At 64.4% G+C, this 11,078-nt stretch carries 9 protein-coding genes; all 9 read right to left on the reverse strand.

Going from position 1 to position 11,078, the window contains the following annotated elements; genetic code table 11:
- Nucleotides 1–141: 141 nt before the first annotated feature.
- Nucleotides 142–1,668, reverse strand: coding sequence for a xylulokinase (gene xylB / locus ACH6CV_RS17590; RefSeq protein ID WP_456359526.1), 1,527 nt, complete (start codon nt 1,666–1,668; stop codon nt 142–144).
- A 14-nt stretch (nt 1,669–1,682) separates the two neighbouring features.
- Nucleotides 1,683–2,315, reverse strand: a complete 633-nt coding sequence (gene plsY / locus ACH6CV_RS17595) for a glycerol-3-phosphate 1-O-acyltransferase PlsY (RefSeq protein ID WP_456359527.1) — start codon at nt 2,313–2,315, stop codon at nt 1,683–1,685.
- The gene (gene der / locus ACH6CV_RS17600) at nt 2,312–3,643 is read right to left on the reverse strand and encodes a ribosome biogenesis GTPase Der (RefSeq protein ID WP_456359528.1); all 1,332 of its coding nucleotides are present in this window, start codon (nt 3,641–3,643) and stop codon (nt 2,312–2,314) included. The genes plsY and der overlap by 4 nt, the downstream gene beginning before the upstream one ends.
- 172 nt (nt 3,644–3,815) lie before the next feature.
- Entirely contained in the window at nt 3,816–5,198 is a 1,383-nt protein-coding gene (locus tag ACH6CV_RS17605) for a DUF512 domain-containing protein (RefSeq protein ID WP_456359529.1), read from the reverse strand.
- Nucleotides 5,199–5,295: 97 nt separating this feature from the next.
- Nucleotides 5,296–6,072 (reverse strand): tRNA1(Val) (adenine(37)-N6)-methyltransferase, encoded by a 777-nt coding sequence (locus tag ACH6CV_RS17610; protein WP_456359530.1) that lies wholly within the window; start codon nt 6,070–6,072, stop codon nt 5,296–5,298.
- Complete coding sequence (locus ACH6CV_RS17615) at nt 6,069–7,757, reverse strand: peptidoglycan-binding protein (protein WP_456359531.1); 1,689 nt, start codon at nt 7,755–7,757, stop codon at nt 6,069–6,071. Before ACH6CV_RS17615 ends, ACH6CV_RS17610 begins: the two co-directional genes overlap by 4 nt.
- 756 nt (nt 7,758–8,513) lie before the next feature.
- Nucleotides 8,514–9,326 carry a sugar phosphate isomerase/epimerase family protein gene (locus tag ACH6CV_RS17620; RefSeq protein ID WP_456359532.1) on the reverse strand — a complete coding sequence of 271 codons (813 nt, stop codon included), beginning with the start codon at nt 9,324–9,326 and terminating at the stop codon, nt 8,514–8,516.
- Between the two features lie 103 nt (nt 9,327–9,429).
- Nucleotides 9,430–9,615, reverse strand: a complete 186-nt coding sequence (locus ACH6CV_RS17625; protein WP_456359533.1) for a hypothetical protein — start codon at nt 9,613–9,615, stop codon at nt 9,430–9,432.
- Complete coding sequence (locus ACH6CV_RS17630; protein WP_456359534.1) at nt 9,605–10,630, reverse strand: Gfo/Idh/MocA family protein; 1,026 nt, start codon at nt 10,628–10,630, stop codon at nt 9,605–9,607. The genes ACH6CV_RS17625 and ACH6CV_RS17630 overlap by 11 nt, the downstream gene beginning before the upstream one ends.
- Between the last annotated feature and the right edge of the window lie 448 nt (nt 10,631–11,078).

The following is an 11,078-nucleotide window of genomic DNA, read 5'->3' on the forward strand; positions in this document are numbered from 1 at the left end:
CTCGGCGCTCCGTTCCGATTGCCTGGGGGCGGATACGGCGGCGCGGGGTTGCGGGGGAACACCAGGGACTCCGCCCCTGGACCCCGCCAAGGGGACTTCGCCCCTTTGGAATCCCCATGACCGCTCACGCGGGGAGAGGCCTTACCTCGCGCCCTTGTCAAACACCGGCTTGAGCGCCGGGTAAAGGTCGCAATACAGCCCGTAGGCGTCCTCATAGGCCGCGCGGTTCGCGCCGTTGGGCAGCGTCTCGGTCTCGACGCTCAGCACCGAGATCGCCTCATTCAAATCCTTCCAGACGCCCGCGCCCACGCCGGCGACCAGCACCGCGCCGTAGGCGCCGCCCTCGCTGGCGGCGGACATCGTGTAAACCGGCAGGCCGAACACGTCGGCCTGGATCTGACGCCAGAGCTTTGAGGCCGAACCGCCGCCCGAGGAATACACCTTCTCAGAGGGCGCGACGCGCGTGAACAGCTCGGCCACCTGCCTGAGCGAATAGGTGACGCCCTCCATCACCGCACGGGTCATATCACACCGTGAGGTCGCCAGGCTCATGCCGTAGAACACGCCGCGCGCGTTCGGGTCGGGATAGGGACAGCGCTCGCCCGCCAGGTAGGGCAGGAACACCACCCCGTTCGCGCCGGGGCGCGACGCTTCGGCCGACTCGCCCATCAAATCGTAGGCGCTTAAGCTCTGCGCGCGCGCCGCCTCAATTTGACGCTCGCACAGCGTGTCGCGGAACCAGCGGTAGGCGCTGCCCGCGGCCAGCGTACAGCCCAGCGCGTGGTAAAGCCCGGGCTCGTTGTTGGCGAACATCTGCAGCTTGCCCGCGGGATTTTCATGAAAGCCCGTAAAGCCCATCGCCACATTACCCGCCGTGCCGATCACCACGCCCAGCACGCCCGGCCTGACCAGGCCCGAGCCGGTCGTTTGGATCACCGCGTCGCCGCCGCCCGCATAAACCTTGAGGCCTTCGGGCAGGCCGGTCTCCTCCGCGGCGCGCCCTGTCACGCGCCCGGCCAGCGCGGTCGATTCCAGCACGGGCGGAAAGATTCTCTTATCCAGCCCGGCGAGCGCGATCAGCTCGTCGCTCCAGCGGCGGTTTTTGGTGTCGAAGAATCCTGTCCCCGAGCCGTCGGACACGTCGGTCGCCACCTCGCCCGTGAGCAGCAGGCGGATGTAGTCCTTCGGGCAGCAGAACACATCCATGCGCGCGAAGTTGTCGCTCTCCTCCTCCTTGAGCCAGAGGATCTTGCCCCCGGTATAGCCGGTCAGCATCTGGTTGTTGGTGTAGGTCAGCAGCTTCTCCGGCCCGCCCGCCCGCTCGGTCAGAGCGTCGCACTGCTTCTGCGTGCGCTGGTCGCACCACAGGATCGACGGCCGGATCACCCGGCGCTCCCGGTCGAGCGCCACCAGGCCGTGCATTTGCCCCGACAGGCTGAGCGCGACGATCGCTTCCGTCGGCACCTGCGCCTTATTGAGAATCGCGCGGCAGCCCTCGGCCACCGCTCGCCACCAGTCGGCCGGGTCCTGCTCGGCCCAACCGGCGCGCGGCGTGTCGAGCGGGTATTCGCGCGTGGCCGAGGCCACTACCGTGCCCTTCCGGTTCACCAGAATGCACTTCGCGCCCGAGGTGCCGATGTCCAGCCCTATCAAGTACTGCTCCGCCATATCGGGTGCCTCCTCTATGTCTTTTTCTTTCGAGAGATGTCGTTGATCTCCTTGAAATTCAGTTTATTCTCCCGCTTGTGGGCCAAGCGGTCGATGTTCGTTCGATGGGAAAAGAAGGCCAGCGCGCCGAGCAGAGCGGCGTAGCCGATGGCCCACCAGTCGCCCCAATGCAGCATAAGCGTCAGCACCACATACAGCCCCGCCGAGACCAGCGAGGCCACCGACATGATGTGGGTGACCAGCAGCACCGCCGCCTGACAGGCGATCAGCGACAGCGCGATGATCGGGTTCAATGCCAGGATGACGCCCCCGGTCGTGGCGATGCCCTTGCCGCCCCTGAACCCGAACAGCGCCGGCCAGTTGTGGCCCAGCACCGCGCACAGCCCGCCCAGCCGCGCGCCCCATACGCCGCCCAGCCACAGCCCCAGCCCCGCCGCCAGCGCGCCCTTGACCATGTCGCCCGCCAGCGTCAGGGCACTCGGCAGCCAGCCCAGCGTGCGCATCACATTGGTGGCGCCCGTGCCGCCGCTGCCGTGCGCGCGCACATCGGTGCCCATCATGCGGCTGACCACGAGCCCGGTCTGGAAGTTGCCGATCAGGTAGCCGGCCACCGCGATCAGCGGCAGCGCAATCCTCAAATCCATCATCTTCCGTCCTCTTTTTTGCGCTCGCGCAGGATGAACCGAACCGGCGTGCCCTCAAACCCGAAGGCCTTGCGGAACTGGTTCTCAAGGTAGCGCTCGTAGGAAAAGTGCATGAGCGTCTGGTCGTTGATGAAGAGCACAAATGTGGGCGGGCACACCGCCTGCTGCGTGGCGTAGTAGATCTTGAGCCGGCGACCGGCGCTGCTGGGCGGCGACATGGCATTTTGAGCGTCGGCCAGCACGTCGTTGAGCAGCCCGGTGGTCACGCGTAGCGATGCCTGCGCGTAGGCCGCGCGCACCGCGTCGAGCACCCGGTGCACGCGCTGCCCGGTCAAGGCCGAGATGTAGACCACCTGCGCGTAGTTCATGAACTTCAGCTGCTCGCGCACCTGCTTGGTGTAGGCCTCCATCGTGCCGGTCTGCTTCTCGACCGCATCCCACTTGTTGACCAGGATCACGGCGGCCTTGCCCTGCTCGTCGACGTAGCCCGCGATCTTGGAATCCTGCTCCGACACGCCCTGCTCGGCGTCGATCACCAGCAGCGCCACGTCGCAGCGGTCGATCGCCGCCAGCGCGCGCACCACCGAAAACCGCTCGAGCGACTGGTATTCGATCGCGCGCTTCCTACGGATGCCGGCGGTATCGATGATGACGAACTGATCCTCGCCGTCGGTCAGCCGGGTGTCGATCGCGTCGCGGGTGGTGCCCGCGATGTCGCTGACCATCACCCGCTCCTGGCCCAGCAGCCGGTTGACCAGCGAGCTCTTGCCCACGTTGGGCTTGCCCACCACCGCCACCTGGATGGCGTCGTGCTCGGCGTCCTCATCCTCATCCCCGGGCAGCAGTTCGCACACCGCCTCGAGCAGGTCGCCGAAGTTCATCATATTGGTCGATGAGATGCCGATCGGGTCGCCGATGCCCAGCTGATAAAAGTCGTAGATGTCGCTCATCTGCGACACGCTGTCGATCTTGTTGACCACCAGCATCACGGGCTTGCCGCTCTTGCGCAGCATGTCGGCCACCGTCTCGTCGTCGGCGGTCAGCCCCTGCCGCCCGTCCACGAAGAACAGGATCATGTCGCAGGTCTCGACCGCGATCTCGGCCTGCATGCGCATCTGCTTGAGCAGCGGATCGGTGGAATTCGGGTCGATGCCGCCGGTGTCGATCAAGGTGAATTTGTGATTTTGCCACTCGCAGTCGGCGTACACGCGGTCGCGCGTCACGCCCGGCGTATCCTCCACGATGGCGATGCGCCGACCCGCGATCTTGTTGAAAAACGTGGACTTGCCCACATTGGGGCGGCCCACGATGGCCACCAGCCCTCTTGCCATGGTCACCCTCCTATAAGTTCGGATCCCCGGGAGGTTTGAAGGGCCGCGGCCCTCCATGTTCAATCATAGGTGCCGGCTTTGCCGGTGCCTATGGATTCCAGCAAAGGGCGAGCTTGCCCTCACTCAATTCGCAATGGTCGCCCCACGCCATCCGGCATGGATGCTCGCTTGCTCATTGGGCTGGCGCCCTTTCTTCCTCGCCCACCGGGCGCGGTCGGGTGCGCCCCGACTCGCAATCAGTTCTGCCAGCCGGATGCGAGTGACTTAGCGCGTGCAGCAGCCCTTCGCCGCCGGCCACCGCGTGAATTTCAATGCCGAGCGCCTGCTCGATCTCCTGGAGCGTGGTGTCGTCCAGAAACACGTCGCCGCCCTCGCGCAGCATGGTCTGCGAGATCAGCAGCCGGTCGGCCTCGATCCCCTTGAGTTGCCTGAGCAGGTCGCCGCCGGTCAGCAGCCCCGACACGGTGATCGTCGGGCCGAAGAAGCCGTTCTCAAGCGCGTACACTCGGACCTCGACCCCCGGCACCGGGCGCGCCTCGAGGATACCCCGCAAAAAGGGCGCGACCGAGGTGCCGCATGCGATCGCGACGCGAGCGGCCGGTGCGGGAACGACATCCGAAAAATCGGCCTCCTGCCACGCCTCCCGGTATTCGCGCTCGAACAGGCGGCACAGCCCGACGCCGTTTTCCAGCTGCGGATAATCGCCGTATGCCGCGTCCTCCGGGAAGTCGAGCCCTGCGATCAGGTAGAACTCGTCGGCCGGATGCACGAACGCGTCGCCATCCTCCGCCATGTACGCCGCGCGCCGGCGCCCGGCCAGCTCGATTACGGCGCGCGCCTCGCCGGGCGTGAAGCGCCGAAGCTTGCTCAGCCCCTCGCGGTGGCCGGTCAGCCCCACCGGCACCAGCGCCAGCGACAGGCAGGCCGGACGCATCTCGGCAAGCTCCCGCACAGTGCGCTCGAGCGCCGCGCCGTCGTTGATGCCGGGGCACAGCACCGCCTGCGCGTGGAAGGTCAGTCCGGCATTTGCCAGCCTTTTTAGCTGATCCATCAGCTTCGCGCCCAGCCGCGTGCCCAGCAGGTAGGATCGCAGCTCCGGGTCGGTCGCGTGCACCGATATGTACAGTGGCGACGCGCGGCGCGCGATGATGCGCGTAAGTTCCGCGTCCGACACATTGGTCAGCGTCACGAAGTTGCCCATCATCAGGCTCATGCGCCAGTCGTCGTCCTTGATGCGCAGCGTGTCGCGCGCGCCGGGGGGCAGCTGATCCACAAAGCAGAACAGGCACTCGTTCGCGCAGTCGCGCTGGCGGGACATCAGCGCCTGTCCGAAGGTCAGCCCCAGCGGTTCGTATTCGTCCTTCAAAAAACGAAACACCCGCCGCTCGCCCGCGCGCTCGACCACCAGCGACAGCTTCTCCTCGCAGCAAAACGCCTGATAGTCGATCAGATCGACGGGGTGCCGGTCATTGATCGTATGCAGCACGTCGCCCGGCGCAATGCCCAGCTGATCGGCGATGCTGCCCGGCTCCACTCCCTGGATGACGTGCGGCATAGGCCCCTCCCATCATAAAACGCGGCGCATGCTCGCCACGTTTCTTATTATCCCCATTTTCGCGCGTTCGTCAAGCGCAACCGGGCAAAACAACGCTCTACGCATCGTAGATGCGGTGCCACTCCAAGCTGAAGCGGCCGTCCTCGTCCCGCAGGATCAGCGGGGGCAGCCAGTGCAGCATCGATCTGCCGCCCTTGACGGCGTCGAGCAGGATCAGCTTGGGCTTGGCGCCCGGCCTGTCCTGTACGATCCGGATCCGCTTGGGGGCCAGGCGCGCGCCTTCCAGCGCGCGCATCAGCTCGAGCGCGCGCGCCGCCGGGTAGATAAGCGCCATTCGGCCGCCGTTCTTGAGCAACTGCGCGCCGCTCAACGCCACATCCTCGATCGGCAGCTCGGCGTGGCGCGAGCGCCGGATGGACTCGTCCGCGCTCGGAAGCGCCGTGCCCGCCGGGCTGTAGGGCGGGTTGCACACCACCAGCGTATGCCCCGAGTATCCGAGCGTCCGGGCCGCCAGCCGCATGTCGAGCGCGTATACGCGGATGCGCTCGGTAAGGCCGTTCATCGCCACGCTGCGCCGCGCCATGTCCGCCATATCATCCTGCAGTTCGATCGCGTCAAATTCGCTCGTCCGCTCCCGCGCAGCCATCAGCAGGCACAAAACCCCCGTGCCCGTCCCGAGGTCGGCCACCCGGTCGCGCGGACGCAGCGGCGCGAAGTCGGCGAGCAGCACCGCGTCGGTGCCGAAGCGGAAGGCGTCCGGGCGCTGCAAAATCGTCATGCCGTCCCGCTGCAAATCGTCCACCCGCTCGCCGGGGCGCGCAAAAGCGGAGCCCGCACGGGGCTCCGCATCATGGTGACTGGGTCGCTCGCTCATTTGAACACCCGGACGCCGAACAGGAACCGCTCGCGGTACCAGTCGCTCAAGTCGCTCACCACCACCTTGCCGGCGGCCGAGGAGGCGTGGATGAACTGGGGCATGTTCTTGGCGTTTCTGCCCAGGAAGATGGCCGAGTGGCCGATGGGCTTCTTGCCCGGCTGGGTGTCGAAGAATAGCAGGTCGCCGCGCCTGAGGTCACCCATGTCCTTGACCGCGCCCCACTTGCCGGCCGAGCCGTTGCCCTGCGCCGCCACCTCGCCCGACAGCTTTACGCCCACCTGACCGAAGACGTACTTGGTGTAGCGCGAGCAGTCAAACGACTGAGGCACCTTGCAGGCGCTGCCCGTCCGGTAGGGCTTGCCCAATTGCTGGTAGGCGATCTTAATCATCCGCTCGATCTTCGCGTTGCCGGTGCCGTACTTGTACTCGTCGTAACTGACCGCGTCGGCCTCGTTCATTTCGGTGAGCGTCTTGGGGTCGGCGTTGCCGGTCACCGGCAGGCCGTTGGCCTTCTGGAACACCCGAACCGCGGCCGCGACCGCGGATGAGTACTTGGTCGTGGCGCTGGGCAGGTACCCGAGCGAACGCAGGCGCTCGGTCATCTCCCGGACCGCTTCGAGGTTGTCGCGCGGCAGCAGGCCGACCGAGCGCACCCGGTCGATCGCGCTTTCCGCGTTCATGGCCTTGCGCGTAGCCAGGTCGGCCACGCCGGTCTGCGACAGGCGGTTGCCCTGCTGGAATACCCGGACCGCGCCCTCGGTGGCCGCGTCATACTTGCCGCTGACCTTGCCCGGGTAGTAATACAGCTCCTTGAGCCGGCTCTGCAGCAGTTGAACCGCGTAGCCGCTGTCGCCCTTGGCCACCCTGACAAGCTTCTGCTCGCCGGTGTAGGTGTTAAAGTCCTTGCCGCGGCCGGAATTGAGCACCTCGCGCGTGGTCAGGTCGGCCACGCCCGACGCGGTCAGGCCGTTCGCCGTCTGGAACAGCTTGACCGAGGCCACAACCTGCGCGTTGTAGCTGCCGTTCACGTTGCCGTCGTAGTAGCCCAGGCCCGAGAGCTGGTTCTGCACCATCCGCACCTGCTCGCCGTTGTCGCCCTTGCGCACCACCGACAGGCCCGCGGCCTGCTGGTAGTCGCGCATGGAGACGGCGCGGTCGCTGCTTAGCACCTCGCGCGTCGCCCGGTCGGCATTGCCGCTGTCGTAGAGGCCGTTGGCGCGCTGGAAACAACTGACCGCGGTCTCGGTGGCCTGGTCGTACTGGTTCGTCAGCGTCCCGGTCAGGTACCCGAGCTTCTTGAGGGACTTCTTGGTCGCAAGCACCTCTTCGCCCGCGCCGCCCTTTACGTGGATCATGTCCACATACTGCGCGTAGGTCACGGCGTCGGAGCGCTTCACGCGGTCTTGAATGAAATCGTCGGCTACGCCGCTGGCGGCGGCCTCGCTCGCGGCGATGCCGCTGGCGGCCTGGAACTTTTTGACGGCGGCCTTCGTCTTAGCATCAAATAGGTAAGGTTCGCTCGGCGTATCGACCGGATAACCGTGCATGCGCAATGCGACCTGCAGCACGCGCACCGGATGGCCTTTGTCGCCCATTTGTAAGGTCTGCGCCAAAGCCGCCTGCGACCACATTGCGATCAGCAGCGTAAGCGCCATGGTAACCCACAAGCGTTTCCGACCCATGCCGACCATCGCGCCTCCCACCGGCGTCCGCGGACGCCCGCTCATTTCAATTTGATTGCATTGCATGTGAAGAATGTCCTTCCTCAGTTTCTATATTATAGAGAATATACGACATCCGCGCAATTTTTCCTGCCTCTTTGATATCAAATTGAAATATACTTGAAATATTTAACATTATGCGTCGGTATAAATGATACATATGCCCGCTCGTCGGGCGGTTAGTCTCATATAACCCCCTCTCTGTTCGCGCGGGGCCGTTACAGTTTTCTCAAATCTTCCGTAACATCCGTGCGAATTTCGCGACCTCCCATGTAACCATCCGCCCGTCCGGCTGCATTTCCTGCCGCACTTGCGCCCAGCCCCGTCGCGCCGTGGACGCACTGAAAAACAGATCCCTTGAGAGATCCGAGACCTTCGCACTTCCGCGCTGGTTCAGGCATCGCATTCGGGCGCGTTCGGGAACGTATTGGGGATGCCTATCAGGCGAGCCGGATCATGATGCGGGCGAGTTGAACGAAGGCGGAAAAGCGGGAAGCGCGTGGCAATCCATACCCTCTCGGACGCGCCCCGATACCCGCCGAAACCATTTATACGTTCATCAGGCGAGTGGATTTGCCGCCCTGGCGTCGCCTGAAGGCACAGGCTACGCCAGGGCGGAACCCTTAGCGCCGCCCGGCGTTCGGTACCGTATGATGTGGCGCAGGGAAAGACGCGGCTTTATAGATGCGCTCATGGCTGAGATTGGTATAAAGCCCGTCAGATCAGGCGCTCCAAAAGCGCTTTTGCCTTCAGGATGTCTCGCTTTTGCTCCTCACCGGAAATCTCCCGCTCGATGGTATAGTCTCCCGAATAGCCCATCGCCTTTAACAGCCCGATCAGCTTGGGAAAGTCCACCGCGCCTTCGCCCAAGGCCTTCTCCTCGCCCAGCGTGCGGCCGTCCGTGGGGTATACGCCGTCCTTGCAATGTACGCCCATCACATACTTGCCGAGCAGGCCCAGCGCGTCACAGGGGTTGGCCGTGCCATACATCAGCAGGTTTGCCGGGTCCAGGTTGACGCCCAAGTTGTCCATGCCCAAGTCCTCGATCACGCGGCACAGGGTCACCGGCGTCTCCTGCCCGGTCTCAAACAAAAAGCATTGTCCGTTCCGCGCGCAGCGCGCAGCGACGGCGCGCAACGCCGTGAGTACCCCCTGATACTCGGGCGCATAGGGGTTCTCCGGCAGAAAGCCCGCATGGGTCACCAATAGGCGCACGCCCAGTTTTTGGGCAAAGTCTGAGCCCTTCAATAGGGTCTCGGTGCGCCGGTCGCGGTAGGCGGCGGGCACCAGCCCCAGCGTAAGCTGCCCTTCGTAGAAGTCCCAGGTGACGGGGCCGGGCCAGCCGCACCAAAACGCCGACACGCGAACCCCCCGCGCCTGCGCGGCGCGTTTGACCTCCCGAGCCATCTCATCGTTCATGCTCGCCTCATCCCAGCAAACGAGCTGGCAGTTGTCCATGCCCAGCTCCCGAAGCCCGGCGAACTGCGCGTCCACATCCCTATCCAATCGAAGCGTGACGCCAATACCCATAGAAAAGCCTCCATTCATATGTTGTTTGAGGGTGCTCATCGCCCCGGGCGGGAACCGACATGCGCGGCGGGCAGGTACGACGCCGTCTCCTTGCCGCCGACGATCAGTTAATTGGTGATGCGTCATTCCAGGTGGCCGGCGCGTCCAGCACGACGACCGCGTCCGGGTACGGGGTATTGCGGATCAGCGTCGGGAAGGCGAAGGCCGTCCAGGTTTCAACGTACCGGCCGATGTGCCAGGCGGAGGGCCCGGCCAGGAAGCGCAGCCGAAAAGACAGCCTAATCCACACTGGCTTCCAGCGCCATTGCGTACTCTTTCAGCGCCAGTCGAACGCTTTCGACTCCTTCGCTCAGCGTGGCGCGCTCGTTGGGCGTTCCCTTCTGAAGGCTGTCGATAAAATAGCGGATTTCCTCAAAATAGGGACCGCGGGCCTCGATGTTCAGCCCCTGTTCCTTCTCGGCGCGGAGGGCTTCCGGCCCCAGTTCCGGCGTGGTCACGGTGCCGTCACGGCCGTAGATGGTCATGGACGGCTCCGCCTTGCTGTCAAAAACGACCGTCGCCTGTTCAAAGCAAGCTCGGAAGCCGGCGCGGAACGGCAGCGCGGGGGATGCGTCCCAGTGCCCCTGCGCAACCGCCCGGACAGAGCCGAAGCGGTAGGCGGTAACGATGTGGTTGACCACGTCGCCGTGGAACCGGGTAGCTTCCACTACCTGTACGCTGTCCGGCTCCCCCAGCATATGGCGCAGGAAATCCAGGTCGTGGATGTGCAGGTCCAGCACCACCGAACCACTGCGCGCCACATCGTGAAACCAGTCGTCAAAACCCCAGGTCACCTCTCCGCTGACCCGCTGCATCATGACGGATTGGAGAAGGCCGAATCGCCCGTCTTCATGGGCCTCCTTCAGGTACTGATACTCGCGAAAGCTGCGCAGCACCTGCCCCACCATCACCTTCGCGCCGGTTTCCCTCTGCGTTTTCAAAAGCAGACGGCATTCTTCCTCCGTTAGGCAAGCCGGCTTCTCCAGCATTACGTTCATGCCCTTTTGCATGGCACGCACCGCGTGGGAGGCATGCAGATTACTGGGCAGGCAGATGTGCACCAGCTCCACATCCGCCCCATCCAGCAGTTCCATACCCGTCTCGTAACGGGCCGCATCCGGCCACAGCGCCGCGGCCCTGGTCAGATACTCGTCCCGCACATCCGCAAGTGCCGTTACCTCGACGTCCGCCGCCTCAGACAGGGCCTTCAGGCAGCTGTTGTGTACGCTGCCCATGCCACCGAGGCCAATCAATCCGACTTTCATCGCGCCATCTCCGATATTCAGCGTTCAATTATCCCCCGATAACCGATTTTCCATCGGCCCGGAACCCATTTGCCGGGCGGCGAAACACCGCCTCATAAGGTAGAGATCGCACGGCACCGGCAGCAGGAAATATCCTGTTAACAATAAAGGCCGAACCGGATTTCTGACTAACATTACCACTTTTTGTACCGCCCGTCAACAAAATTTTACCTTCCGGCAAATTCTTATTTATGTCATCCAAAATGTTTTTACGGTTTTGTAATGGGTTTCACCATCCTCAAAATGACTGCGAGGGCAAATGGCTCGCCTCCTCGCCCCGCCGGCGCCTGTCAGCCTGTGGTTTTCTCTCCTCGGCAAGCGCTCCCGCACTCGTTCGCCGGCAACCTGTACGCCCGGGGCGAACGACAAGGCGGGCGGCTCTGCCGGTGTGGCAGGGTCGCCCGCTTTT

The sequence above is a fragment of the Anaerozeibacter quisquiliarum genome, assembly GCF_051162045.1.
In the GTDB taxonomy this organism is placed as follows: domain Bacteria; phylum Bacillota; class Clostridia; order Christensenellales; family Aristaeellaceae; genus Anaerozeibacter; species Anaerozeibacter quisquiliarum.

Coding starts and splice junctions, on each gene's coding strand:
- xylB (WP_456359526.1), bottom strand. CDS start 1,668: ATGGCGGAGCAGTACTTGATAGGGCTGGACATCGGCACCTCGGGCGCG.
- plsY (WP_456359527.1), bottom strand. CDS start 2,315: ATGATGGATTTGAGGATTGCGCTGCCGCTGATCGCGGTGGCCGGCTAC.
- der (WP_456359528.1), bottom strand. CDS start 3,643: ATGGCAAGAGGGCTGGTGGCCATCGTGGGCCGCCCCAATGTGGGCAAG.
- ACH6CV_RS17605 (WP_456359529.1), bottom strand. CDS start 5,198: ATGCCGCACGTCATCCAGGGAGTGGAGCCGGGCAGCATCGCCGATCAG.
- ACH6CV_RS17610 (WP_456359530.1), bottom strand. CDS start 6,072: ATGAGCGAGCGACCCAGTCACCATGATGCGGAGCCCCGTGCGGGCTCC.
- ACH6CV_RS17615 (WP_456359531.1), bottom strand. CDS start 7,757: ATGGGTCGGAAACGCTTGTGGGTTACCATGGCGCTTACGCTGCTGATC.
- ACH6CV_RS17620 (WP_456359532.1), bottom strand. CDS start 9,326: ATGGGTATTGGCGTCACGCTTCGATTGGATAGGGATGTGGACGCGCAG.
- ACH6CV_RS17630 (WP_456359534.1), bottom strand. CDS start 10,630: ATGAAAGTCGGATTGATTGGCCTCGGTGGCATGGGCAGCGTACACAAC.